The following is a 26,435-nucleotide window of genomic DNA, read 5'->3' as shown; positions in this document are numbered from 1 at the left end:
GGGAAGCCTCTATCGCCTCAGCAGAGGCATGGATGTTCATAGCATCCATCAGGCGAATGACACGCCGTATCGCAAAGCTTGAATTTTGAGTCGGGCACTAAGACACTCTCAGGCTTAGCACACAAGGCCGTAATGCACGCTCATTTACTCTTGGTTATAAGGGCTAAATGCCATGAATTGATCTTCCTACAAATACGACTTGTGACGCTGACAATCTTTATCTGAAGGCTAAGCGGGAGGCATTCGAAGATGCAACCCGCCTCTGATTGAGGTTTCACAGGCAGCGTTAGACAGAGTTTTTTTGATAAATAATCACGTCTCCGTCCTCTTTGGTGAAAGACGAAACCGGATGCTCCAATATGTCAAGAACACGCTCTGATGGACGGCAAAGTTTGGTGCCCAATGGCGTTTCCACGATTGGTCGATTGATAAGGATGGGATGCTCCATCATGAAATCGATCAGCGCATCATCCGTCCACTTCAGATCGGACAAACCCAACTCCGCATAAGGCGTGCCTTTTTCTCGAAGCAGTTGTCGTGGCGTCATCTGCATCGACCTTAACAGCTCGATCAGTCGTTCACGCGATGGCGGATTTAACAGATAGTCAATCACGACAGGCTCTTCACCACTGGCACGGATCATTGCCAGAGTATTGCGCGATGTGCCACACTTCGGATTGTGATAGATTAATACGGTCATTCGAATTTTCCTGTTTCGTTGGCGGGCTTTTGATTGGTGCCACGCTCGTACCAGCCTTTGGAACGATTAACGATCCAGACGACGGACAGCATGACGGGCACCTCAACGAGAACGCCCACAACCGTTGCAAGTGCTGCACCAGACGAGAAGCCAAACAGACTGATTGCCGCTGCTACAGCGAGTTCAAAGAAGTTAGAAGCGCCGATCAATGCGGATGGTCCGGCAACGCAGTGCTGCTCTCCCGAAAGCCGGTTCAGAACGTAAGCAAGGCCCGAATTGAAGTAGACCTGAATAAGGATCGGGACGGCCAGCATCGCGATGATCATAGGCTGCGCGATGATCTGCTCTCCCTGAAAACCAAACAGCAGAATGAGTGTGGCGAGAAGTGCAACCAGCGACAAAGGCTGTAATACTTTCAGCATTACATCGAAGGATTGCTGCCCACGCGCAAGAATAATGCGTCGCAGGATTTGCGCAATAATCACCGGAATAACGATATAGAGGAACACCGATAAAATGAGTGTGTCCCAAGGGACGGTAATTGCCGAGAGTCCAAGCAGAAGCCCAACGATGGGAGCGAAGGCCACCACCATAATCGCATCATTCAGAGCGACTTGCGAAAGCGTGAAATGCGGCTCGCCCTTTGTCAGATTGGACCAGACGAACACCATCGCAGTGCAAGGGGCAGCTGCAAGAATAATCAGGCCCGCAATATAAGAATCGATCTGACCCGCAGGCAAGTAAGGGCGAAACAGCCAGCCAATGAATAGCCAGGCGAGAAGCGCCATTGAAAAAGGTTTGACAGCCCAGTTAATGAACAGCGTGACACCGATTCCTCGCCAATGCTTGGTAACTTGCCTCAAGGCGCTGAAATCAATCTTCAGCAACATTGGGATAATCATGAGCCAGATGAGAACGGCAACCGGAATATTCACGTTTGCGACTTCAGCAGAGCCAAGGAGGTGGAAAATTTCAGGGAATATATGCCCCAGCGCAACACCAGCGACAATACAAAGCGCTACCCAGACGGTCAGATACCGTTCGAATGTAGACATTATTTCTCCCCTGCGTTCCAGATTGTCGCACCGAAAATTGAACATGCGAAGTTGTCCGTGCGCAAAAAGTGCACGCTATTAACCCTATCTGTCATTTCATCAGTCCATTTGTTCGAAGACCAGATTTGTGGGCTTCGTGTTACTGTTTAACCACCTTCGGTTCGCAACAATGCGTCAGGCTTTTTATGAGAGGTGCGCAGAGTTCGGCACTCCCGCCACAGCAATCCTTGATCATAAACAGCGTCAACTCCCGAAAACGCGCAAGATCAGCGCGATAGATAATTGAACGGCTCTGGCGCTCGCTGCTCACCAAACCAGCACGAGACAAGGTCGCTAAATGCGCAGACATCGTGTTCTGGGGAACTTCCAGCATGCGCGCAAGCTCTCCCACCGCAAGGCCGTCAGGTTCGTGCTTGACCAACAGTCGAAAAGTGTCGAGCCTTGTCGATTGAGCGAGAGCCGCCAAGGCGGTTATAGCATCCCCTGTTTCCATATATCCAGAATAATGGATATATTGCCTGCGTCAACTCCTATTCGCAAAAGGATACAATTTATTCCCCTCATTTGCTTGCGCTGACATCCGCCTTTATCTCTCTTAGAACGCGGTTCGATCCGATTCACATCGAAACCGTGAGTGTCGCAGCCCGGTCTTTGTTGGGAGTTTTGTTCAAACTTTTCAGTGCCTCGATTGGCCATGAAAAAACACATCAAAATACGCCAAGAGGCTTTCACAAGGGATCTCTGTTATCCTGCGCGGCAGGCAGAGATAATCGCCATTCAAAACCAATAAAATCGCGAAAGAAAATTCTATAATAGTTTATTTTCATATCGAAATATCAATACATTTAATAAACTAAACAATATAAATTTATAGCAATAATTATATTATAATTTAAAATTCGCAATTTTCTACATTTTACAGTGTAGCCATGCATTTTTGATTCCTATAAAAAATACTCTCTTTCACATTGACAAAATTGTGGCCAAACCTAGATTTGAAATTTGGAATTTATGCCCCAATTTTGTGAGAGAAAATGCCAGCAAAATTTATTATCAATCCGCCCGTATTCTTCGGTTCGATTATTATCATAGGATTGTTTCTCGCGATCGGTGTAATTGTTCCAGATCAGGCCGCTGAAATTTTTACTGCTTTGCAAAACAGTATTCTTGCAAACTTCGGTTGGTTTTATCTTCTTGTTGTTGGGATTTTTCTGGCCAGTGTTCTGTTGCTCAGTCTGGGGCGATATGGACGCCTCAAATTAGGGCCGGACGACTCCACACCGGATTTCAGTTTTATGTCGTGGATTGCGATGCTTTTTGCCGCCGGCATGGGCATCGGGTTGATGTATTATGCTGTGGGTGAGCCGATGTCTCACTTCATGGCCCCGCCAACAGCGGAACCCCGCTCGATCGAAGCAACGCGCCAGGCCATGGCTGTGACGTTCTTCCATTGGGGCATTCACGCCTGGGCTATTTACGCGGTCGTGGGGCTTTCGCTTGCTTATTTTGGTTATCGCTACAATCTTCCACTCACAATCCGCTCGGGATTATATCCACTTTTAAAAGAACGGATTAACGGCCCGATTGGGCACGCTGTTGATATTTTTGCGATTGTCGGAACAATGTTCGGGATCGCAACCTCGCTTGGGTTGGGTGTTTCGCAAATCAATGCAGGACTTAATTATCTGACGGGCGTCCCCATCGGATTGCAGGTTCAGCTTCCTTTAATATTGGTCATTACCGGCCTTGCGACCATATCCGTTGTCACCGGGCTTGATAAAGGTGTTCGCATTCTATCGGAAGTGAACCTTCTGATTGCAATTTTGCTGATGCTGTTTGTTCTCGTCGTGGGCCCAACTTCGCAGCTGTTCCGCGATTTTGTTCAAAATATCGGACTTTATCTGGATACGATTGTTCTTAGAACATTCAACATTTATGCCTATCAGCCAACACCATGGATCGATGCCTGGACTCTTTTCTATTGGGCATGGTGGATTTCCTGGTCGCCTTTCGTCGGTATGTTCATCGCGCGTATCTCCAGAGGGCGAACAGTGCGCGAATTTGTTACAGCCGTTTTGTTTATTCCAGCAGGCTTCACATTCTTTTGGATGACTGTCTTTGGCAATTCCGCAATCCTGATTGACACCACTGTTGCCAACGGAAAGCTGGGCGCTGAGATAGCGGCAGACGTTTCGGTCGGCCTGTTTCATTTCTTCGAATATTTGCCGTGGACCACATTGACCTCGACGCTTGCGGTCATTCTGGTGGCAATATTCTTCATCACTTCGTCAGACTCTGGCTCTTTGGTTGTGGATTCCATTGCCGCCGGTGGTGAAACCGAAACAACGACCGCTCAACGGGTCTTCTGGTGCGCGCTTGAAGGCATTGTTGCCGCGAGCCTGCTTGTTGCGGGTGGATTGGGTGCACTTCAATCTGTGACGATTGCAAGCGCACTTCCATTTTCTATCGTCATTCTCGTTCTTGTCTGGTCGCTCTTCAAAGGGATGCGGGCCGACCTCGCCCAACAGGTCGCACATGCGGGAATTCCAACCACTCCCACGGCACAACCGGCGTCTGGCCTGACCTGGCAACGCCGGTTATCGTTGATGCTGCATGCACCTTCCGAGCGTGAAGTGTCCGCTTTTATCGAAGGCCCGGCAATGAAGGCGCTTTCCGAAGTCGCAACGGAACTCAACAATCGAGGACGCGACACCGTTGTCGCCACAGAAGACAATGGTTCAATTGCACTGCGTTCATCGGCGGAAGGCGTTCGCGACTTCATTTATGGGATAATGCCAGCCTCGCACCAGATTCCCGCTTTCTCCGCTATGGCCGTGGGAAAACCTGAGTTTCGCTACGAAGCCAGAACGTATTTTTCGAGTGGAGGACGAGGTTACGATGTCATGGGCATGACGAAAGATCAATTGATCTCCGACGTTCTGGTTCAGTTCGAGCGCTATCTCGCATTGGTTCACACACCAGAAACGCAATTGGTCCACAGCGCACCGGAGCATTCAGCCGACATGTGATCGTCGATACGTGAGAATTTTAAATACCAACAATCGAGATAGGAATAATGGACCAAAAAGCGACCGAAGTCTTTGAACGCACCAATCAATTTCTGTTCCAGATATCCGATCTGCTTTTGCGCTATTCGCTATCAACCCTGGGCGCAATTGTAATCCTTTGTGCAGGGTGGATTTTAGCGGGAACCCTTCAACGCTGGACCGTCACCTCGCTATCGGGCATCCGCGGCCTCGACAAGACAATTTCAAAGTTTTTTGGCGGCGTCATCCGCTACAGTGTTCTTGCCATCGTTTTTGTGATGGTTCTGGGCCAATTTGGCGTTCAGACTGCCTCAATCCTTGCAGCATTGGGCGCAATAGGCCTCGCCATTGGGCTTGCCTTGCAGGGCACACTTCAAAACATTGCGGCAGGCATTATGCTTCTTGTTCTTCGCCCGTTTCGGGTTGGGGAGTTTATAAGTGCAGGCAGTGTTGTCGGCACAGTTGAAGAGATAGGCTTGTTTACAACAGAGCTTAAATCTTATGACGGCGTTTACATTATGGCTCCGAATTCAACTCTTTGGAACACGTCGGTCATCAACTATAGCCGCCTCAAGATGAGGATGCACGACTTCAAAGTGCGTATAGGATACGACGACAATATCGATAATGCGTTCTCAATAATTCAGAAGATTGTCTTGTCACAGGAGGGAGTGCTTCAAGAGCCAAAGCCCACCTTCTTTGTTGATGAGCTGGGCGATAGTGCTGTTATCTTGTGCTATCGCTATTGGATTGACAGCAATCATTATTGGGACGTCGTTCGCAACACCACCAAATCTGTTAAAACCTCTTTTGACGAGGCGGGAATAAAAATACCCTATCAGCAGGTTACCTACCATATGAAGGCTGCTGCTTAGAAGGCGTCAAAGCATAATCCCATGACTTTCGCTTCGGGCAGATTATGCTTTATTCAGCCCTTTGTGCCTCATGCTTGATGAAAGCGGCCATGCCTTCGGATTGGATGCCATCAACCATATCCCTGAGCATGGCGCCGAAAACGCCGTTGATTAACGTCTCTGGAAGAATTTCAGGGCAAACGAGCGCAACTGAGCGAATTATATCATCCGCAGTTGCCGCATGTTTTAAGGCGCTCTGAAGCTCCATTGCACGCGGGTCATTCAATGCTTGCGGATTTCCATACCTATCTTTGCGAACAAGATAAGCAAGCCAGGCCGCCAAGGAAAATGCAAAAGGGCGCGTGGATCCGCCGGCTGCAATCGTCTCCATTGCCGGTGCGGTTATGCGTTGAGGAAGCTTTTGCGTCCCATCCATCGCGATCTGTGCCGTAGAATGTGCTATCGCTGGATTGGAAAATCGTTCGGCCAATGCTGAAGCATACTCATCAAGATCAATCGTTAGTCCTTCGACAGTCGCGGCCGCTGCGGCAAGATGGCGCCGAACAAGGGCAGCATGATCAGGGTCAGCCATAACATCGCGTACAAGTGCTTTTCCGGCCAATTGCCCGCTATAGGCAAGCATGGAATGCGCACCATTGAGCATGCGAAGTTTCATGCGCTCATATGGCGTCACGTCATCGACAAACAGGACGCCAGCGCATTCCCATTCTGGCCGTCCAGCACAGAATTGATCCTCTATGACCCATTGCGTGAATGGCTCGGTTTCGACTGCTGCATGATCGTCCCGCCCGCTCAGTTCTCCGGCCAGTTTGGTCGTATCGGCATTTGATGAGGGTGTAATGCGATCGACCATGGATGAAGGAAAGCTGACATTGTTTGCTATCCAATGGAAAAGCGTCTCACCGTGGGTTTTGCGTGCAAAAGTCAGGACTGCGTTGCGCAGTTTCTCGCCATTATGAGACAGGTTATCACAGCTCAACACAGTGAATGGCTGCAATCCCAAATGCATTCTGCGGTTCAGAGAACCGACAATCAGTCCGATCACTCCCCTGGGCGCATCAGGATTTGCAAGGTCGAAAGCGACCGCAGGATGGCTATCATCAAGCTGACCATCGCTGGTGATACCATATCCTTTTTCCGTCACCGTCAAACTGACAATACGGCAGCCAGGAGATGCCATGGCTTCCAATGCATCGCCACTAACATCAGGTCCGGCCAATACCCGTTCAAGCGCGCCGATCACCCGTGCCTCTGTGGTCGCGCCGCGTGTGATCAGCGTGTAATGACCATTCTGTGGATTTAAACTCTCCGCAACAGACGTTCCACGCAGCGATACGCCGATAACACGCCAGTCGCCGCCATTTTGTGCGAGAGCAGCATCGGTGTAAGCAAGCAGATGAGCGCGTGCAAAATTGCCAAGCCCCAAATGGACAATTCCAGCCCCATGGTTCTGCGGTGTGTAAGCAGGCCAACTGGCCGATGCACCCAGATTTGCCTGCGCCGAAAGTCTTGTCATTCCACCACCCTGACATCTGGATGCGACAGGGCGGTCATGATCCCGCGCAATTCCGCCAGCCCCTTCAACCGACCAATGGACGGATAACCCGGCTGCGCTTTTCTGTTCAGATCATCCAGAATGTCCTGACCATGATCAGGCCGCATTGGAATTTGCCAGTCTGCGCGGCCCGCAAGCTTGCGCCGATTTTCTTCGGCAAGAATGGCTGCAATCATGGCAACCATATCGGTATGGCCTTCCAGATGAGCGGCCTCATGGAACGATCCACCAAGATGCGGTTCTTCAAGGGCGACATTGCGCAGATGCAGAAAATGCACCCGATCGCCCAGCCGCTTCATCATACCCGGCAGATCATTATCAGCGCGTGTGCCCAGTGATCCGGTGCAAAGCGTAATGCCATTTGCCGAAATATTCACCGCATCCATCACGGCCTTATAATCGGCTTCGGTCGACATGATGCGCGGCAGACCAAGCAGCGAAAACGGTGGATCATCCGGGTGGCAGCATAAACGCACACCAAGTTCTTCTGCCAGCGGGCTGACCTCTGCCAGAAAATCAATCAGATGCCCCCGGAGACGTTCAGGCGAAATATTGTCGTAATGCGCAAGATGACGCTTCACATCATCCATCGACATGCGTTCAGCGGCACCGGGCAAGCCAAACACGACATTCCCCGAGAGCTCCAGACGTCGTGCCTCAGGCATGTCTGCAAACCGCTTGTGTGCCGCCTCATAGACCTCTGGACTATAATCATCCGATGCGCCGTTGCGTTGTAAAAGAAACAAATCAAAGGCTGCAAAATCAATCGCGTCGTAGCGCATACAGGTGGCGCCATTTGGCAATCGATACGCCAGATCAGTGCGCGTCCAGTCGAGGATCGGCATAAAATTATAGCAGATGACCTCAACACCTGCATCACGCAGGTTTCGCATGGAGGTCTTCCAGTTTGCGATATGTGTTTTCCAATCACCCGTCTGGCGTTTGATATCCTCAGAAACCGGAAGGCTTTCAACGACCTCCCACCGAAGACCGGAGGCTTCCCCGTTCTTCATGTAGGCGATGTCTTGTTTTCGCTTTTCAATTTCTGCAGGCGACCAGACGACGCCCGTCGCAACATGGTGAAGGGCTGTTACAACGCCTTCCACTCCTGCCTGCAACATATCATCGATGGATACCAGGTCCTTGGGGCCGAACCAGCGCCAGGTCTGTCTCATAGTGTCGTCTCTCTGTTTTCAGTGCCGTGCAGATGCAGCGGCAAAAGTAATTTGAACCTTGACCGATTGGGAACGGTCGGTTGCCGCACGAAATGCGGCAAGCGCATCGGTCACAGGCAAAGTGGATGTAATGATTGGGCGTGGGTCAATTGCGCGCGATCCGATAAGCTGCACAGCATCAGCGAATTCGGTATCAAAACGCTGCGAACCGATAAACTGAATTTCCTTACCAACCATCACATTCAATGGCATGGTTGTTGGCCCTGCAACACCCACTTGCACCATCGTGCCGAGTGGACGCAAACACGAAATTGCATCATTGATTGCAGGAGCTGCGGCGGAACACTCAAACACGAGATCAACCTTGCCTTTATCATCTTTCCATCGGTCAAGGCCGGTTGGATTGGCCGCAATATTGACTGTGTGATCAGCGCCCATTTTTGCAGCAATCGCCAGTGTCGCGTCCTGAATATCTGTCACGATAATTTCGGAAGCGCCCCGCTTTTTTGCCACGGCAACACAAAGCGCGCCAATCGGGCCCGCTCCCGTCACCAGCACGACTTTGCCGGACAGGCTGCCGGCAATTGCCTCACCCCGATTGGCTGCATGCAAACACACAGCCAGCGGCTCTGAACAAGCGGCAGCACCCGGATCGATGTCATCAGGCACGGCAAAGCATTGATCCGCTTCAATGACGATCCTGTCGCGAAACATGCCTTGCTGATGCGGAAGATACATTGCAGAACCTTTAAACCGCATCGCAGTGCAGTGGCGCGCAAGGCCCTGCTGGCAAAAACGGCACGCACCGCAAGGCTGGGACGGGTTCAAGGCCACAAGCTGGCCAGGCCTCAGACCCGTCACCCCTTCACCGAGCGCTTCGATGCGCCCGGATGCCTCATGCCCCAAGATGATCGGCTCGCGAACACGAATGGTTCCGATACCGCCTTCCAGCCAGTAATGCAGATCAGATCCACAAATTCCGCCAGCCTGAATTGCGACCAGGACCTGACCTGGCCCCGGTGTTTCGAGCGGCCTGTTCTCAATGCGCAAATCATCCTGCGCATAAAGGCAAACGACACGTGTTACCGATTGCTCCGTCATCACAACCTCAAGGCATCAAAGTGTTGGGCAACCATGTCGCCAAAGGCGCGAAGTAGCTGACCATGAGAAGAACGATAATATTGGTGATGATGTAGGGAATAATCGCTCTGATCACCGGTGATAGAGGGAGTCGTGCGATATTTGACGCCACAAACAGGCAAACACCGACGGGAGGGGTCGTCAGACCGATCATCAGGTTCAACACTGCAAAACAGGCAAAGTGAATGGGGTCAATACCGACGGCGATAGCCAGTGCCTGCAAAGGCACAAACAGGATGATCAGCGCGGCAATCGTTTCCATGAACATGCCAACGAACAGAAGCAAAATGTTAATCAGCAAAATCACAACGAACTTGTTGTCCGTAAACGAAAGAACTGCATTGGCCAGTGTCTGGGGAATGCGCTCTGCAACCAAAATCCAGCCAAAAACATTTGCAGTGCCTACCAGCACCAGAATGCCGGCAGAACTGATTGCACTGTCGATAATGATTTTGGGAATACGGCTTACCGGCAGTTCGCGATAGATGAACAGGCCCACGAGTGCTGCATAAAGACATGCCACCACAGCAGTTTCGGTTGGTGTGGTTATCCCGATCAGCAAGCCGCCGACGATCAGCGCAGTCATTGCAATAGCCCAGATCGCGCCAGTGAACGACGTGAACAACTCCCGAACGCCCTTCCAGCTTTCACGCGGGAAATTCTTTTTCTTTGCGATGAAATAGGTTGTTACCATCATCGCAAAACCCATCAGCAAACCAGGAACTGCGCCAGCCAGAAACAGTTTTCCGACTGAAAGCCCGGAGAGCGAGCCGACAATAATCATCGGAACGCTCGGCGGGATCATTGGACCGACTGTGGATGATGCAGCGGTCACAGCTGCCGAGAAAGAGGCAGGATATCCGACTTTTTTCATGCCGGGGATCATCATGCCGCCAACGGATGCAACATCGGCAACCGCAGTGCCGGAAATGCCGCCAAAAAGCATGGAGGCTGCGATATTGGCTTGCGCAAGTCCACCGCGCATCCATCCAACCAAAGCGTTGGCAAAGCGAATGATACGCTCCGTAATGCCACCGGAATTCATCAAATTGCCTGCCAGAATAAAGCCCGGAATACAGAGCAGCACGAAACTGTCCATCCCGGCATACATTTTCTGAGGAATGACAACGAGCGGAATATCAGCAAACAGGAGATAGGCCATTGAAGACAGGCCCAATGTGACGGCCACGGGTAGACCGATGACCAGACCGAGCACAAATGTGCCAAGAAGAAGGGTCAGACCCATCAGTTTTCCTCCGAATTGGGGATGGGGCGCCCATCATGGCGGCCTGTCAGCATCTCAATGATACGCATCAGCGCCCAAATGATCAGGGCAACAAACAAAATAAGCTGCGAGGCGTGGATGATATCCATTCTCCAGCCCAGAGAAGGTGCCGTCTGACGGCTGCCAATGGTGGTGTAGTCCCATGCGGCGGGCAAAAGGATGACTGCAAACACCAATGTCAAGATTGCGCTGACCAGTCGCAACAGCCAGGGCAACCGTCCGGGCAAGCTCTCACATATCAGATCAACATTGACCATATCGCCGCTGCGCAGGGCAAGGCCAGCGCCGAGCGCACCTATATAGAGCAGGCAGAACCGGGTCAGCTCTTCCGTCCAGACGGGAGCCGTGCTCAGGAAGGTGCGTGCGTAAACCTGCAGCAGAACAGCGCCGATCAGCACAAGAAATGTTGCGAGTATCAGAAGGCGAAATACGCCCTCCAATCCTTTGAATGCTTTTGTCATGGTATCCTCGACAGGGTAGCTGCCGGATTTAATCCGGCAGAGCCTTTATCTCAGTCGTTGAAAACCTGTTCGGCCAATGGGCGGATTTCCTGCGGCACAGACGCGATGACGGCATCTTTCGCCTTGTTGGCGAAAGCGGCCTGATCGACGTCAACGAATTTCACACCATGTGCTTCGAGATCGGTAACGAGTGCTTTTTCGTCAGCGGTAAACAGTTCGCGTTCGTAGGCTTGTGTGATCTTGGCAGCTTCCAGCAAAGCGGCCTGATCAGCTTCCGACAATTTGTTCCAGCTACGCTCTGATATGGTGAGATAAATCCACGAGCGAACATGTTCAGTCTTGTTGACGACTTTTTGAACTTCATAAAAGCCACCCGACTTGAACAGAGCAAGCGGATTTTCCTGCCCTTCGATGGTGCCGTTCTGAAGCGAGGTAAAGACTTCCGAGAAAGCCATAGGGGTGGGGTTGGCACCCAGCGATTGCCATGCAGCCACGAAAATTGGCACATTTGGTACGCGAACCTTGAAGCCCTTCAAATCATCAGGCTTCGTGATCTCACGATTGGCTGAAAGGTTGCGCGGCCCACGCGCGAAATATGTCAGCGGTCGAATAGCCGCCTTCTCAATAATTTCGGCTTCAATCTGCTTGCCGATATCGCCGGATGCAACCTTGTCCATATGCTCAAGCGACTTGTATCCATATGGCAAAGCCAGCAAAGCGGCTTTCGGTGCCCAATTTTGAAGGCTCTCGCCGGTGATGGTCATATCGGCAGTGCCGAGCTGCATGCCGTTGATGACGTCGATTTCCTTGCCGAGCGATTCATTCGGATAAACTTCGACCGCCACCCGTCCTTCGGTGCGGGACTTGACTTCATCTGCAAATTTCAACGCAGCCTTGTGCCAGATGTTTTCTTCATTGGCGAGATGACCAAGTTTAAGCGTGACCTCCTGTGCAAACGAGGTCCCGCCCATCACGGCAAGCATGGCGCAGGTTGCTGCTATGTGTTTAAAAGATCGAAACTTCATTCTTTCCTCCTCTGGAATGATTTCAGCGCCGTTGTTTTCCGGCACTATAGAAAATACTCGGGCCGCTCCTGCTTGATGACAGGCAGATCAATCAAAATCCCCTGAAGGTGCTGCCGCATGAATTGTTCGGCTCTCGCCACGTCTCCTGCGGCAATGGCATCAACCACCTCACGGTGTTGAGCGATCAGGCGCGCAACAGGAAAATGCATACTTGAAAGAAAACGCACCCGATCCATCTGGGCCTTCATTTCAACCACCACCCGCCAGGCTTTGCCTTTGTCAGCGCCTTCAGCAAGTGTGCGGTGGAATATTTCATCTGCATCCATGAAATCGCGAGCCGATCCGCCGATGAGCTCTTCTTGACGAACAAGCAATGCACGCAGTTCTGTGACAAGCGCTTCGTCAGGCGATTGGGCCAGAAGCTTCACAATGTCCGCCTCGACAGCCTCGCGAACGAAACGGGCATCCATAACCGCTTGCAGTGAAATTTTTGCAACAAACGTGCCTCGCTGAGGGCGAACCTCGAGCAAGCCTTCATTGGCAAGCGTAATAAAAGCTTCGCGTACGGGCTGGCGGCTGACGCCATATTGTTGAGCCACATCAGCTTCCGAAATCCGCGTGCCCGGCGACAATAAATTGTCAATGATGGCAGCCCGCAATGTTGCGTAAAGCTGATCCACGACACTGACATGCGTTGGTCGCACCAATGGGCTCTGCATGATTTAATCTCCTCATTTTCTGCTTATACCATACTACCATACCAGTCAATATGGGTGAGATTTGCCCCAACTATGAGGCCAAACGGCTAATCTGATCGATACCCGCTTCATTGCGATGGGATTTATGCTCTAACAGCTGGAAAATATACCCGTTCTCGCCATGACAAACTTCACGCGAAAACACCGTCAAGCCACGTTATCGTCACCATGGCCCGGAAGAATGATCGACACCGATGCGCCGCCGCCAGATCTATTTTGCAGGTCCAGCTTTCCGCCATGAGCGATCACGATCGCCTGAACCACTGAAAGCCCCAGCCCTGTTCCGCCAGTGGCTCGCGATCGCGATATTTCCCCGCGCCAAAATGGTTTCACTTCAACGCCACACATATCCTTTGGAAAGCCGGGACCACGATCCAGGATTCGAATTGCGACAAAACCATCATCCAGCTTGTCTATTTCGCATCGCAGGCTCGCGCCCGTTTCTGCATATCTGCAAGCATTCTCAAGAAGCGCCAAGATTGCTTGTCGGATACGCTGAGAATCTCCCGATACAACAACCGGCTGCAGCGCCGTTTCAACCGCAATATGACTTGTATCAAACATTGGCTTTGCAGAATGCAGAACACCTTCAATCAGTCCGGAAAGTTCTATCCGCTCGGTGTGGATGACAAGTTTCTGGCCGATTGCAAGGGATAATGTTCGAAGGTCTTCGACAATTCGCGACAATCCTTCAGCTTGCAAAAGAAGATTTTCCAAAGCCTTCTTTTCCATCGGAAAAACGCCATCAACCATGCCCTGCATTGTGCCGCGCAAAATCGTGAGCGGCGTGCGCAACTCGTGTGCAACGGCCATGTTATTGAATTGCAGCCTGTTTTCCATATCCTGTAGGCTTGTTGCAAGTGCATTGAAGCTATCAATAAGGCTCGACACTTCTATGGTGCTCTTATGAGAACCCGTCATTCGGACCGAAAAATCGCCCGACTTCAAAGCTTCAGCAACCACTGTTAACTGTTCAAGTGGCTGCGCAATTCTTCTCGCCAAATAGATCCCTATCGCACTGCAGATCAGTGCTGAAAGCAGGCCGGATACCAGAACTGAAACGTAAAGATGCCAATCTAAAGGTTCGGAAAGCCCATTGAGTGATTCAAATAGCTCTTTGAGGCCCGCTGTGTCAGGCAATACACCCGCATTCAAGTCCCGGTAGGCATTCGCCGCACCGCTTGGCAGTATCTGTAACAGACTTTCCTCAAGATAGGACGAATACCAATTAACACCTACGTAAGCCAATCCGACACTGAGCAGCAGCATCGCAGCAATAATGACGGCTGTCTGTGTAGCGAGTGAAAGAGCAGGAAGCCTCATTTTGGATCACAAAAGCGGTAACCGATACCCCGCACCGCCGAAAAAAAGCCAGTCTGGCCCAGCTCTTCAAGCTTCCGCCTCAGATTTGAAATATGGGTGTCGACCGTCCGCTCAAGCGCTTCACTTTCCGGCAAGCAGGCGTCCAGAATATCGGCTCGTTCAAAAGCATGCGTCGGCCTGCGGATCATGTAAGCGAGAATACGAAACTCGCTCAGGGTGAGCTGTAAGGGGACACGCCTTTCATCTGTGTGTACAAAAGCCGAATATGCCTTGAAGTCGACTTCGAAATTGCCGAAACGGCGCACCGTCTCTGATAAGGCTGCGTTGGTTCTGCGAAGCACCGCTTTAACGCGTGCAACAACCTCCTGCGGATTGAACGGTTTCACAATATAATCATCCGCTCCCAAGCGCAGCCCACTGAGCCGATCCAGATCCTCTGCCAGTGCAGTTATCATAATAACGGGTGTGTTTTCAGCCTGACGTAAACGGCCAAGCACGGTAAAGCCATCCATTTTGGGGAGCCGCACATCGAGTAAAACGAGATCTGGCGAGAGAAGTGTATGATGTTGCAATGCTGTTTCACCATCAGCTGCGCGAACCGTCCGATATCCCTCCCGTTCCAGATAAGCACATAGAATTTGCGCGATTTCCGGCTCATCCTCGACGACCAGAATGAGGCTGTTTTCCACCTTGGGCTCCGAACTTCTATTATAGTCTATGTTTCAGGACGCGTTATGCCGGAGAAAAGGTCAACAAGCAATTTCCAAACAACAGATATGCAGATCTGCTGTTGTGCTTTGACAGGAGACAGATGTGTCCTCCATCATTTCTTGACAATCGGGGTACAAGTCGTGGCCATGTTAATTTTGCAAGGCTATCGAAATGCACAATCTTGTTTCCAGCGGCAGCGATATTTCTTATCGGGCGGATGTTGCCCAGCACAGATGGCTGTCCGCTTACACGACGCGTGCTATCGGCTTTCTTCTGGCATCCAGTCTCATTTTTATTATGTTTCCTGCGTTTGATTTGGCAGTTACACGCTTTTTTGCAACTGGCCACACCTTTCCGCTGTCGGAAAATTCAATCCTGCTGGCAATACGCAACGCCAACCGCCGCGCGATGATCTACCTGCTCGTTCTGATGTGTGTGCTCATATTTCTTTACGCTCTTAAGCCGCGAAAGTTTAAGCTCTTTCCCCCCCACAAGGCTTTTTTCGTCATTTTGACGTTTCTTATGGGGCCATTTCTTACAGTGCAGATTCTCAAAAATTTCATGGGACGTGCGCGGCCACGCAGCTTGGTTGAATTTGGCGGCTCGTTTGAGTTTACGCCTGTTTGACAATATGCGGCTCAATGCGGTCGTAATTGTTCATTCCCTTCAGGGGAAGCGGCGACTGCGGCTGCAACACTTGCAATAATCGTATTGATACCGGCAAAATGGCGCGCGACAAGCGTGGCTATTCTCACACCCATTCTATTATTTGCATCGTTTAATCGTGTCATGTTTGGAGCCCATTTTCTTTCAGACGTTATCATCGCGTGGGGGCTCATGTGCTGCCTGATGGTTTGGCTTTGGAAGCGAATTGCAAACAATGCCCACCACATCGATTATCTGATTGAGAATTTCGGACGAAGAGCGCTGAAATGACCACACAAGTCTGGTCATCAACCTGTGGACCCGCACCTCATGGGCGAAAGCGCGTGTTTTGAGCTATCAACATCTTCAAGGGGATGTTTCAAACAACTCCTACAGCACGATTCCCCGAACCGCGCTTATGGTTTTGCATATAGTGGCCGTGATCCTACCTGATCCAGGCTTCCTCTTTGGCCATAAGAAGGCCGTTTATAACGAACGTAGAAAGGTCGTTCCATGAACTTCATCCTTATCGAGAAATATGTTGACGGCATCTGCGTGGAACAATTCAAACTACCCGCTGCCCCCTTGAAATTCCTGTCCCGACTATTGCCAAACCGCGCACTGCGTGAACTCCAGCATCGCGGGCTCGACATCATAGCACTGCTCAATGACACAGACCAAAATGCCGCTGTGCAATGGATGGAGGTTGGAGAGGGTAAAACCGTCAAACGCATCCGCATCTCACGTGTGACGTCCAGTCATACCATGGGTGATGGGAGCATAATCCGACCTGAGCGGGGTGAGGATGTCGGTCAGGCTTTGGGACACATCGAAAAGCTTAAAGCGCCGTCTGATTGAATCAGATCGGCGCTCTAAATATCTGTTTTAACGCATTATGCCCCGCAAAACCGCTTCGCACTTTTGCTGGAAATGCTCTTAAGAACCAAATGGCGAACCATGTCGATTAATGGTTGTGCCGAGGAGGTGTCTTCGAGAGCTGGCGGAATTTTTCCGCATCGCGGATTGTTGCGCCATCGGCGAGTTGGGTGACGGTCTGCCGATAGATCATCTGCCATGGCGTGGCATCCGCCGGTGTTTTTGGAATGCCGTCTGCTTTTCGGCGTGCAATCTCGGCATCATCCACCAACATATCGCACCGGCCTTCATTGAAGTCGATGCGAATGATATCGCCATTGCGCACCCAAGCCAGACCGCCGCCCGCAGCACTTTCCGGTGAAGCGTTAAGAATGGACGGACTGTCCGCTGTTCCCGATTGGCGACCGTCCCCGATCGTTGGCAGGCTCGTAATGCCACGTTTTAACAAGTGATCCGGTGGCTGCATATTGACGACTTCGGCAGAACCCGGCCAGCCGAGTGGACCAGCGCCCCGGATGACCAGAATGCAGCGCTCATCAATATCGAGCGCAGGATCATTGATGCGCTGATGATAATCCTCTGATCCGTCAAAAACGATGGCACGACCGTCGAAAACACCCTCGCGGCCCGGTTCAGACAAATAACGTTCGCGAAATTCCGGTGAGACAACGCTCATTTTCATGATGGCAAAATCAAACAGATTGCCCTTCATGACAAGGAAGCCCGCACGCTCCTTGAGCGGCTGTGCATAAGGGTAAATCACATCGCGATCGGAAGCTTGTCGACCTTCGAGATTTTCGGCAATCGTCTTTCCGGTAACACTTGCGCAGGACCCGTCAAGCTTTCCCGCCGAGAGCAGTTCCCACATGATTGCCGGAACACCGCCCGCCCGGTGGAATTTCTCACCCAGATATTCACCCGCTGGCTGGATATTGGCAAGCAGCGGGATGTCAAACCCCTCATCCTGCCAGTCTTCTGGCCTCAGTTCCACACCGGCATGTTTTGCCATCGCCATCAGATGTGGCTGCGCATTGGTTGAACCGCCAATCGCCGAATTGACCTTGATCGCATTGATGAATGATGCGCGCGTCAGAATACTGGATGGACGGATGTCTTCCAGCACCAGTTCGACCGCGCGGCGGCCTGTGCGGTACGCCATCTGGCCGCGCTCACGATAGGCCGCCGGAATGGCAGCGCAACCTGTAAGCGACATGCCAAGCGCCTCTGCCATAGCATTCATCGTCGATGCCGTTCCCATCGTATTGCAGTGGCCGACGGACGGCGCAGAACTCAGCGCTGCTTCAAGAAATTCTTCTTTGGTAATTTCACCCGCTGCATATTTGCGCCGCGACTGCCATATCACCGTGCCGGAGCCTACGAGCTTGCCCTCATGCCAGCCATCAAGCATAGGTCCGCCCGAAAACACGATTGCCGGAATATCAACAGTCGAAGCGGCCATCAAAGCGGATGGGGTGGTCTTGTCGCAACCCGTTGTCAGCACAACGCCATCAAGCGGATATCCATAGAGGATTTCAACCAGCGTCATATAGGCCAGATTTCGATCCAGCGCTGCCGTCGGGCGCTTGCAGTTTTCAAACAGCGGATGACTTGGAAACTCAATGACAATGCCGCCCGCGTCCCGGATACCGTCCCGGATACGCTTTGCAAGATCAAGATGATGTCGATTGCAGGGATTGAGATCGCTGCCAGACTGGGCAATACCAATGATTGGCTTGCCCGAACGCAATTCTTCAGGCGTGGTGCCATAATTCATGAAGCGCTCAAGATAGAGCGCTGTCAGATCCAGATGATCGGGATTATCGAACCAATCCTGAGAGCGTAGTCGACGCGGCGTGTTTCGATCATCATTCATTGGTCTTCCTCCCGCTCACGATTGTTGAGCCTCTCCAAATACATCAACAAGCCTGAGTGGTCCTTTTCCCCATGGCCGGATTCTACAAATGCGCGGAATTCATCACGAACTCCCTCGGTCAGCGGCAACTCAAGGGACAGAGTTTCAGCCATTGCTGCGACTGCATCCAGATCTTTCAATTGTAACCGTGAAGGTCCACCCGGCTCAAAACTGCGCTCTACCATGCGTTTGCCATGCAGTTCCAGAATGCGGCTTTCCGCAAAGCCACCACGAATGGCATCGCGAAACTTGCCGCGATCCGCACCACCGGCTTCCACCAGCATCATGGCTTCAGCAACGGCACCGATGGTGATTGCAACAATCTGCTGGTTGGCAAGCTTGCATATCTGCCCCGCACCCGAAGGCCCGACATGCGTAACACGGCCAAGAGCTGCAAACACATCCGCCAGTTCTTCAACAAGTGCCCCATCACCACCAGCCATGAGTGCAAGGGTTCCTGCCTCTGCTCCGACAGTCCCGCCGGAAACAGGGCAATCAATATGCCGGATACCCATTGCATTCAAATGCTGCGCATGTTCCCGCGCAATCGGTGGAGCGATAGACGAAGTATCAATGACAACGGCACCCGCCTTAAGCGCGGCTGCAACGCCCCCATCAAACAGCACCGCGCCGACCGCTTTGCCATCGGAGAGCATTGTAAAAACCAGATCGGCGTCTTTGACTGCTTCAACAGCGCTTGTGGCGACAATCGCACCCTTTTGGGCCAAGGGCTCGGCCTTTGTGTTGTCGCGATTCCACACAGAAACGCTATAACCAGCACCAAGCAGGCGTCGAACCATTGGCGCGCCCATAAGGCCTGTGCCAAGGAAAGCAATCTTGCGCGTCAAAGCGAACCTCCAAGCTCATCCTCAATATGAGCATGAATAATCTGGTCAAATGAGGTTTCTGCCTCAAAGCCCAACGCACGCGCGCGCTTGGCTTCAAAACCCGGCGCCCATCCCGCACACATCTTTATGATCATCTCATCCGGCTCGCGACGAATAAGCGCGACCGCTTTTTCACCGGCGATACGGCGTAATGCTTCGATCTGTTCTCCGACGGTGACGGAAAGACCCGGCATAAACAAATTGCGGCGCGCTCCAACGCGCTGAAGATCCATCGTCGCCCCATGAATGAGAAAGCCAACGGCAGAGCGCGGCGAAGCATGCCAATGACGAACGTCTTCGGATACGGGCAACACGGCTTCCTGCCCGATCAAGGGCTCACGCAAGATATTCGAGAAGAAGCCTGATGCGGCGGCATTGGGCTTGCCCGGACGAATGCAAATCGTCGGCAAGCGGATACCAATGCCATCGAAAAAGCCGCGCCGCGTATAATCCGACAACAGCAACTCGCAGATTGCCTTCTGCGTGCCATAACTGGTTAGTGGCATCAGGTGAAACTCATCGGGAATAGGAAACGGCAGCGGCGCGCCGACAACTGCAATCGAAGACGTGAAAACAATGCGCGGAAAATAACCGTCTTCCATGTGCGCGTGGCGAACGGCATCAAACAGAAGGCGCGTGCCATCGAGATTGATCCGGTATCCCTTATCAAAATCAAGCTCTGCTTCACCCGAAACAATGGCCGCCAGATGAAAAATGATATCTGGGCGTGTTTCGATCAGCTTCTCAGCGGTGCCGGGTACAGAAAAATCGCCACTTTCAAGCCTGACCTTGCCTGTAAAACCTGCAGGCGATTCCGGCTTTACGGCATCGACCAGCGTCAGTGTTTCGATTGACTTGCCATCAAGGCCGCCATCTTTAACCAATCGCTGCGACAGCTTGCGGCCGACCATACCTGCCGCGCCTATAATCATAATATGCATTGTCTTCTCCTCCACGACAGGTCTTATTCGATTCTGTGTGCTCCAACACCACAAGCCCGAAAAAGTATTTGTAAGGTTGTCTGATAACCTTATATCATGCGCTTGAAAACCAAAATAATGAATTTGCCCTCTGCATCATCGAACAAGGCAGGCAGGCGGCTGGAGGAATCATGCAACTGGAAATCAGACCAACGAGCGCCGCTGACATCGCATCAGATCATGTGCAGGCGCTGGTCGCTCAATTGGGAGCAGACCTTGTTCTGTGCGGCGACGATATGGATCGCTATTGCCGGGACTGGCACGATGATGTGATTAGCAGTGCTCTTGCGGTGCTGCGTCCGCGCTCCACACAAGATGTGTCCGCATGCGTAAAAGCGGTGAGCGCGCGTGGACTTTCCATTGTCCCGCAAGGCGGCAATACCGGTCTTGTGCTTGGCGCAATACCCGATTCCCCAGCAACGCAGGTTGTTCTAAACCTTGAGCGCATGACAACGGTGCGCAGCATTGATGCCGATGATTTTTCGGCAGTCGTCGAGGCTGGCTGCATTCTGTCGGAATTCAAGGACAGGGTTGAAGCGGCTGGAATGTTCTTTCCACTTGCGCTGGGCGCACAGGGGTCTTGTCGCATTGGCGGCAATGTGTCCACCAATGCAGGCGGCATTAATGTGCTGCGCTATGGCATGACGCGTGAACTCGTCCTCGGTCTGGAAGTTGTGCTACCGGATGGCTCCATTTTCGATGGCCTTTCAACGCTGCGCAAAGATAACCGCGGTATAGACCTGAAGCAGCTGTTCATTGGCGCTGAGGGCACTTTGGGCATCATTACAGCCGTTGCCGTCAAGCTTATGCCGCATCCTGAACAGGTCACGACCGCGCTGCTCGGACTGAATTCTCTTGATGATGCGATCGCGCTCTATCGCCGCGCACGATATGATTGTTGCGACTTGATGTCGGCATTCGAGTTCATGCCACCTCTTGCCTTCACTCTGGCACGCGAAGCAATGCCGGATTTGGCCCTACCGATGGATGGAAATTACCCGGCCTATGTGCTGATGGAAATTTCCGGCTCCGGCCTGATCGATATTGAAGACCTCATGCAGCGCTTTCTTGAAAACGTCATGCAGGATGGTCTTGTTGTGGACGGGGTTATTGCAACTTCGCATGACCAATCCCGTAAACTGTGGCTGTTCCGCGAAGGAATGAATGAAGGTCAGGCCAAGCGTGGGCCACATCTGCGGACAGACGTTTCTGTGCCATTGTCGCGCCTCGCCGATTTTGTCCGTGACGCAGAAGCTGCCGTTTATGCTTCTCTTCCAGAGTGCATTTGCGTGTCTTACGGTCATGTTGGCGACGGCAATGTTCACCTCAATGTTCTGCCGCCCATGATGCTTGATCGCAAAGAGATTGATGCCTGCATTTATGCAGCCAAAAACATCATCAATGATGTGCTCGAACGTTACCAAGGCTCAATCAGCGCAGAACATGGGATTGGCCGTCTGAAGCGTCCAGATTTTGAAAAACGCCTGCCTGATATTCGCAGGCAGTTGCTGAGCAAGATCAAGACTGCAATTGATCCGGCTCACGTGATGAATCCGGGCTGCCAATTGAGCTTTCCTGTGAACTCTCAAGCAAGCGCCTGAAGAATATACACAGGCGCGCTGCATGCGGGCGGACTTTGCGCACATAATATGTGGGGAACCTTTGCCTGCATGCGTTGCTGCGAAGCGCGGAGCGACGGTCAATCTCTATCGATGTTTTTTGCGGGCCCGCTGATAACGCAGACAACCGTTTAAAGTTAAGCTTTAACAGACGATCACTGAACACGTAATTTCAGTTCTGGACAGGGAAACAAACTCCAACTAAAACAGTTGGCACGGTTGTCAGACATCCTGACAATAAGGCAGCGTCGGTTTTGGAGGCCGCTGTCTTATAAGATGAGCATAGCCTTGTTCCATGTGGAGGAGAAGGCCAGCAAGCGACCTGTTTGTCGCTAAATGTTGAGTCGTATGTTTCCCTGTGCCGGAGACAGGAAACAAATAATTGTAGCTTCCATTGGAGGGAGGCTATCGGGAGGAGGGTCGCTTGAATTCAAAGCATTCGCTGAGTGCACTCAGAATTTTGCCTGCCAATGTGCAAAATGCTATTCTGTTCGACCGCGTCTCTGCGCCGAATACAAAAGGCATGATGTCATGATCAAGAAGCTAACTGATCTGTTTTTCCGATTTCTGGCGCTGCTTATGATTTTGGCGCTGGCAAGCATGGCACTGATGGTTTTCATCAATGTTGTCCTTCGCTATGGCATGAATTCAGGCATTGCCATTTCCGATGAAATGTCCCGATACTTTTTTGTCTGGCTGACCTTTATTGGTGCCGTCGTTGCACACCGTGAAAACCTGCATATGGGTGTGGAAACGGTCGTTTCACGCTTTGGGCGAACCGGCAGAATTGTTCTCATGGGCTTTTCCAACCTGATCATTCTGGGCGTTTCGGCGGTCCTGTTTTGGGGAACCTGGCAGCAACTACCAATCAACGCCTCCATGGTCGCGCCTGTGAGCGGTCTTTCCATGGGCTGGGTTTACGGCATCGGATTGTTCACGGGCGCCGGCATTTTCCTGATTTCGCTTGAAAGACTGTTCCGCATTGTAACGGGCCGCATCACCGAAGACGAAATTTCTGCCTTCGCGGGTGAACATACTAGCATTGAAAAACTCTCGGAGCGTGCCTGATGACTCTTCTCGTATTCATTGGATCGCTCGTCGGCGCCATGGCCATCGGCGTACCGGTCGCTTTTGCACTTATGCTCTGTGGTGTCGCGCTGATGTGGCACATGGACATGTTCAATACGCAGATCATTGCGCAGAACATGATTGCAGGCGCTGATACATTCACACTGCTGGCGATCCCTTTCTTCATTCTCGCTGGTGAGTTGATGAACTCAGGCGGCCTGTCCCGCCGGATCATTGATTTTGCAATTGCCTGCGTTGGTCATATTCGCGGTGGATTGGGCATCGTCGCCATTTTCGCGGCCATCATCATGGCGTCGATTTCCGGCTCTGCGGCTGCCGACACTGCAGCACTTGCTGCCATTCTCATTCCGATGATGGCCAAGGCGGGTTATAATGTTCCTCGCTCTGCCGGCCTTATTGCTGCAGGCGGCATTATTGCGCCGGTCATTCCACCTTCAATGGCCTTCATTGTCTTCGGTGTCGCCGCCAATGTCTCCATCACCAAACTTTTCATGGCAGGCATCTTCCCCGGCATCTTGATGGGAATCTGTCTCATCATCACCTGGCTGTTGGTTGTCCGGAAGGACAAAGTCGAAACTCTTCCTCGCGTTTCAGGCAAAGAGCGCCTGAAAGCCAGTGGTCGCGCTGCATGGGCACTTGGCATGCCTGTCATCATTCTGGGTGGCATCCGGGCCGGAATTGTAACGCCCACTGAGGCGGCGGTCGTTGCGGCCATGTACGCCCTCTTTGTGGGCATGTTCATTTACCGCGAACTCAAGATTACCGATCTTGGTCACGTGTTTCTTCGAGCCGCGAAAACAACGTCTGTTGTTATGTTCCTTGTCTGCGCGGCTCTCGTGTCTGCCTGGCTTATTACAGCAGCGAATATTCCGGCTGAGATCAGCAATTATATCGAACCACTGATCGACCGTCCGACCTTGTTGCTCTTCGTGATCATGCTTCTGGTTCTGGTTGTGGGTACAGCACTTGATCTGACACCCACGATTCTGATCTTAACGCCGGTTCTGATGCCGATTATCCAAAAAGCAGGTATTGACCCTGTTTATTTCGGCGTTCTCTTTATCATGAACACATCTATCGGCCTTCTCACACCACCGGTTGGTGTTGTGCTGAACGTCGTCTCCGGCGTTGGCCGCGTGCCGCTCGGTCGTGTCATAACAGGCGTTTTTCCGTTCTTGATTGCCGAGATTTGCGTATTGCTCCTTCTGGTTCTGTTCCCAAGTCTCGTTCTTGTTCCTGCCAGCTGGCTCTATTGAGCCACTGGTTTCTTCTACTTTCTATAACTCTGGGAGGATACTTATGAGAAAATTCCTAATCGCAACAACCGCACTGGTTTCTGCCGTTGCAACGTTTGCCATTGCACCAGCGCAGGCTGAATTCAAGAGCCGCAATATCCGCGTCTCCAATGGCATCAATGCTGATCACCCGGTTGGCGATGGCATCAAGGCAATGCAGGCATGTCTTGATGAAAAATCGGATGGAAAGCTGAAGCTGACCGCATTCTGGGGTGGCGCTTTAGGCGGTGATCTTCAGGCAACGCAGGCTCTGCGTTCTGGCGTTCAGGAAGCCGTTGTCACGTCCTCTTCGCCTCTGGTTGGCATTGTTCCAGCACTCGGCGTCTTCGATCTTCCGTTCCTGTTCGCCAACGCTGAAGAAGCCTATACCGTCATGGATGGTGAATTCGGCGATCTTCTGAATGAAAAGCTCGATGCAGCAGGTCTGGTTAATCTGGGTTATTGGGAGAACGGCTTCCGCAACCTGTCCAACTCCAAGCGCCCAGTCAACAAATGGGAAGATCTTGAAGGTATGAAAGTTCGCGTTATGCAGAACAATATCTTCCTCGATACATTCAAAAATTTTGGCGCCAATGCCACTCCAATGGCCTTTGGTGAAGTTTTCTCCGCGCTGGAAACAAAGGCGATTGATGCACAGGAAAATCCCTATGTGACAATCGACACCTCTAAATTTTATGAAGTGCAGGAATATGTTTCCGAAACAAAACACGCTTACACACCATTTCTTTTCTTGTTCTCCAAGCCCATCTTCAACACCTATTCTCCTGAAGAACAGGCTGCTCTGAAGGAATGTGCCAGCGTTGGTCGCGATGTCGAACGCAGCGTGATTGCCGAACTGAACAAGAAGTCGCTGGCAAAAATCGAAGCGGCTGGCGTTAAATTCAACACGATCACGCCCGAAGAACATGCCCGCATCCTCGAAAAGTCTCAGGTGATCTACGAAAAGCATAAGGCTGACATCGGCCCGGATATCGTTGACCGCGTTCAGAGCATCCTCGCTGATCTGCGCAAGTAAATCTAAGCACCAATGCAAAAAGGAAAGCCCGCAGTGTTCATTCACCGCGGGCTTTTTTCATTGAGAAGTTTTTGAAAGATAAAGAATACGCTTTCAGGCTTCCCGCTTTACCCGTTGTTCACGGAAGAAGATGAACAACCCTGATCCCACGATGAGCACTGCGCCGATCATCATGCTTGTTCTCGGAACATCTCCAAAGAACATCCAGCCAAACAGCACAGCCCACAACAAAAGCGTATATTGCAACGGAGCGACTGTTGCCGCATCGGATATTTTCAATGCGCGATTAACGAGCATATGCGCAGCCATCGCAACGATTCCCAAAAGCAGCATGAGTGCAAGATCGGTAGACGTTTCCATCGGCCGCCAGTCAAACGGCGCAAAAATGAAGCCCGCGATCAGCGCACCCATTAATTGAAAGAAAACCAGCGTCTTGTCCGGTGTGGCGCGTAGGCTGCGGCCTGAGACCATCATGAAAGCAAAGGCAATCGTACCGAGAATTGAAATAATTGCGGGCGCGGTAAACATGGCACTGGAAGGATTAAGCGCGATAATCACCCCCACGAAACCGATACCAATGGCTGTCCAGCGACGCCAGCCAACTTTTTCGCCAAGCAGAAAAGGCGAAGCCGCCGCCACATAGATCGGAGCGGCCAACCAATATGTCATAACATCAGCCAGCGGCAGATACATGACCGCATAGTAGAACGCAAAGACCTCCAAGGTCGAAAAGAAAACACGTGCTGCTTGCAGCAAAGGTTTTTCTGCTCTCACAATGGGTTGAAGCCCAGCCCGCCAAAGAAAGGGCGCCAAAATTATAAGCGCCGCAACGCTGCGAATGAGAATAACCTGACCAACGCTGTAACTGGCGACAAGCCATTTACCCATTGCATCGTTTAATGAAAACATCAGCATGCCGATAAGCATAATAGCCGGTCCGGCGATTGCTGGCATGGCGCTACCGCCGTGGTGTGGTTGCGTGGTGGCAGACATGGAGCCTCCGATCA

Annotated in this window: 25 protein-coding genes; 9 read left to right on the top strand and 16 right to left on the bottom strand. The window is 51.7% G+C overall.

What is annotated here, in order from left to right:
* Positions 1-286: 286 nt before the first annotated feature.
* The 3 genes from arsC to VBH83_RS14495 all read right to left on the bottom strand — a co-directional run bounded on the left by arsC (position 287) and on the right by VBH83_RS14495 (position 2,248).
* Positions 287-700 carry an arsenate reductase (glutaredoxin) gene (gene arsC / locus VBH83_RS14505; RefSeq protein WP_265985902.1) on the bottom strand — a complete coding sequence of 138 codons (414 nt, stop codon included), beginning with the start codon at positions 698-700 and terminating at the stop codon, positions 287-289.
* Entirely contained in the window at positions 697-1,755 is a 1,059-nt protein-coding gene (gene arsB, locus VBH83_RS14500) for an ACR3 family arsenite efflux transporter (RefSeq protein ID WP_265985903.1), read from the bottom strand. Before arsB ends, arsC begins: the two co-directional genes overlap by 4 nt.
* 139 nt (positions 1,756-1,894) lie before the next feature.
* A complete protein-coding gene (locus VBH83_RS14495; RefSeq protein WP_265985904.1) occupies positions 1,895-2,248 on the bottom strand; it encodes a helix-turn-helix transcriptional regulator in 354 nt (117 codons plus the stop codon).
* Between the two features lie 541 nt (positions 2,249-2,789).
* On the opposite strand from VBH83_RS14495, the gene VBH83_RS14490 reads away from it, so the two are divergent.
* Both VBH83_RS14490 and VBH83_RS14485 read left to right on the top strand, forming a co-directional pair.
* Entirely contained in the window at positions 2,790-4,784 is a 1,995-nt protein-coding gene (locus VBH83_RS14490) for a BCCT family transporter (RefSeq protein WP_265985905.1), read from the top strand.
* Positions 4,785-4,831: 47 nt separating this feature from the next.
* Positions 4,832-5,677, top strand: coding sequence for a mechanosensitive ion channel family protein (locus VBH83_RS14485; protein WP_265985906.1), 846 nt, complete (start codon positions 4,832-4,834; stop codon positions 5,675-5,677).
* Between the two features lie 49 nt (positions 5,678-5,726).
* Here the strand turns inward: VBH83_RS14485 and VBH83_RS14480 are convergent, their stop codons facing one another.
* From VBH83_RS14480 to VBH83_RS14440, 9 genes are all read right to left on the bottom strand, one after another.
* The gene (locus VBH83_RS14480; protein WP_265985907.1) at positions 5,727-7,193 is read right to left on the bottom strand and encodes a mannitol dehydrogenase family protein; all 1,467 of its coding nucleotides are present in this window, start codon (positions 7,191-7,193) and stop codon (positions 5,727-5,729) included.
* Positions 7,190-8,407, bottom strand: a complete 1,218-nt coding sequence (gene uxuA / locus VBH83_RS14475; RefSeq protein WP_265985908.1) for a mannonate dehydratase — start codon at positions 8,405-8,407, stop codon at positions 7,190-7,192. The genes VBH83_RS14480 and uxuA overlap by 4 nt, the downstream gene beginning before the upstream one ends.
* 18 nt (positions 8,408-8,425) lie before the next feature.
* The gene (locus VBH83_RS14470; RefSeq protein WP_396998357.1) at positions 8,426-9,508 is read right to left on the bottom strand and encodes an L-idonate 5-dehydrogenase; all 1,083 of its coding nucleotides are present in this window, start codon (positions 9,506-9,508) and stop codon (positions 8,426-8,428) included.
* A 7-nt stretch (positions 9,509-9,515) separates the two neighbouring features.
* Positions 9,516-10,793, bottom strand: coding sequence for a TRAP transporter large permease (locus tag VBH83_RS14465; RefSeq protein ID WP_396998355.1), 1,278 nt, complete (start codon positions 10,791-10,793; stop codon positions 9,516-9,518).
* Entirely contained in the window at positions 10,793-11,293 is a 501-nt protein-coding gene (locus tag VBH83_RS14460) for a TRAP transporter small permease (RefSeq protein ID WP_265985911.1), read from the bottom strand. Before VBH83_RS14460 ends, VBH83_RS14465 begins: the two co-directional genes overlap by 1 nt.
* A gap of 50 nt (positions 11,294-11,343) precedes the next feature.
* Positions 11,344-12,318, bottom strand: coding sequence for a TRAP transporter substrate-binding protein (locus VBH83_RS14455; protein WP_265985912.1), 975 nt, complete (start codon positions 12,316-12,318; stop codon positions 11,344-11,346).
* Positions 12,319-12,362: 44 nt separating this feature from the next.
* On the bottom strand, positions 12,363-13,037 hold the full coding sequence (locus tag VBH83_RS14450; RefSeq protein ID WP_265985913.1) for a GntR family transcriptional regulator: 675 nt from the start codon (positions 13,035-13,037) through the stop codon (positions 12,363-12,365).
* Positions 13,038-13,223: 186 nt separating this feature from the next.
* Entirely contained in the window at positions 13,224-14,399 is a 1,176-nt protein-coding gene (locus VBH83_RS14445) for an ATP-binding protein (protein ID WP_396998352.1), read from the bottom strand.
* Positions 14,396-15,088, bottom strand: a complete 693-nt coding sequence (locus VBH83_RS14440) for a response regulator (protein ID WP_265985915.1) — start codon at positions 15,086-15,088, stop codon at positions 14,396-14,398. The genes VBH83_RS14445 and VBH83_RS14440 overlap by 4 nt, the downstream gene beginning before the upstream one ends.
* A gap of 193 nt (positions 15,089-15,281) precedes the next feature.
* Here VBH83_RS14440 and VBH83_RS14435 point away from each other — a divergent pair, with 193 nt between their 5' ends.
* The 3 genes from VBH83_RS14435 to VBH83_RS14425 all read left to right on the top strand — a co-directional run bounded on the left by VBH83_RS14435 (position 15,282) and on the right by VBH83_RS14425 (position 16,613).
* Positions 15,282-15,737 carry a hypothetical protein gene (locus tag VBH83_RS14435; RefSeq protein WP_396998350.1) on the top strand — a complete coding sequence of 152 codons (456 nt, stop codon included), beginning with the start codon at positions 15,282-15,284 and terminating at the stop codon, positions 15,735-15,737.
* Positions 15,738-15,821: 84 nt separating this feature from the next.
* On the top strand, positions 15,822-16,046 hold the full coding sequence (locus VBH83_RS14430) for a phosphatase PAP2 family protein (RefSeq protein ID WP_396998348.1): 225 nt from the start codon (positions 15,822-15,824) through the stop codon (positions 16,044-16,046).
* Positions 16,047-16,268: 222 nt separating this feature from the next.
* Positions 16,269-16,613 carry a hypothetical protein gene (locus VBH83_RS14425; protein ID WP_265985917.1) on the top strand — a complete coding sequence of 115 codons (345 nt, stop codon included), beginning with the start codon at positions 16,269-16,271 and terminating at the stop codon, positions 16,611-16,613.
* A gap of 106 nt (positions 16,614-16,719) precedes the next feature.
* Here the strand turns inward: VBH83_RS14425 and VBH83_RS14420 are convergent, their stop codons facing one another.
* Genes VBH83_RS14420 through denD form a run of 3 tightly spaced genes read right to left on the bottom strand, consistent with a single transcriptional unit; the run spans position 16,720 to position 20,371 of the window.
* A complete protein-coding gene (locus VBH83_RS14420) occupies positions 16,720-18,504 on the bottom strand; it encodes an IlvD/Edd family dehydratase (RefSeq protein WP_265985918.1) in 1,785 nt (594 codons plus the stop codon).
* A complete protein-coding gene (locus tag VBH83_RS14415; protein ID WP_265985919.1) occupies positions 18,501-19,391 on the bottom strand; it encodes an NAD(P)-dependent oxidoreductase in 891 nt (296 codons plus the stop codon). The genes VBH83_RS14420 and VBH83_RS14415 overlap by 4 nt, the downstream gene beginning before the upstream one ends.
* Entirely contained in the window at positions 19,388-20,371 is a 984-nt protein-coding gene (denD, locus tag VBH83_RS14410; protein WP_396998345.1) for a D-erythronate dehydrogenase, read from the bottom strand. The genes VBH83_RS14415 and denD overlap by 4 nt, the downstream gene beginning before the upstream one ends.
* Positions 20,372-20,541: 170 nt before the next feature.
* Between denD and VBH83_RS14405 the strand changes: the two genes are divergently transcribed.
* The 4 genes from VBH83_RS14405 to VBH83_RS14390 all read left to right on the top strand — a co-directional run bounded on the left by VBH83_RS14405 (position 20,542) and on the right by VBH83_RS14390 (position 25,428).
* Complete coding sequence (locus VBH83_RS14405; protein ID WP_265985921.1) at positions 20,542-22,011, top strand: FAD-binding oxidoreductase; 1,470 nt, start codon at positions 20,542-20,544, stop codon at positions 22,009-22,011.
* A 549-nt stretch (positions 22,012-22,560) separates the two neighbouring features.
* On the top strand, positions 22,561-23,097 hold the full coding sequence (locus tag VBH83_RS14400) for a TRAP transporter small permease (RefSeq protein WP_396998342.1): 537 nt from the start codon (positions 22,561-22,563) through the stop codon (positions 23,095-23,097).
* Positions 23,097-24,374: a TRAP transporter large permease gene (locus tag VBH83_RS14395; protein WP_265985922.1), complete on the top strand. Its 1,278-nt coding sequence runs from the start codon at positions 23,097-23,099 to the stop codon at positions 24,372-24,374. Before VBH83_RS14400 ends, VBH83_RS14395 begins: the two co-directional genes overlap by 1 nt.
* Before the next feature lie 43 nt (positions 24,375-24,417).
* Positions 24,418-25,428 carry a TRAP transporter substrate-binding protein gene (locus VBH83_RS14390; protein WP_265985923.1) on the top strand — a complete coding sequence of 337 codons (1,011 nt, stop codon included), beginning with the start codon at positions 24,418-24,420 and terminating at the stop codon, positions 25,426-25,428.
* 93 nt (positions 25,429-25,521) lie between these two features.
* Here the strand turns inward: VBH83_RS14390 and VBH83_RS14385 are convergent, their stop codons facing one another.
* Positions 25,522-26,421, bottom strand: a complete 900-nt coding sequence (locus VBH83_RS14385; RefSeq protein ID WP_396998340.1) for a DMT family transporter — start codon at positions 26,419-26,421, stop codon at positions 25,522-25,524.
* Between the last annotated feature and the right edge of the window lie 14 nt (positions 26,422-26,435).

It is taken from the genome of Ochrobactrum sp. S1502_03 (assembly GCF_044435015.1).
Classification (GTDB): Bacteria; Pseudomonadota; Alphaproteobacteria; order Rhizobiales; family Rhizobiaceae; genus Brucella; species Brucella chromiisoli.
The sequence above is the reverse complement of the archived record's forward strand: the minus strand, read 5'-3'. Positions and strand labels throughout refer to the sequence as shown.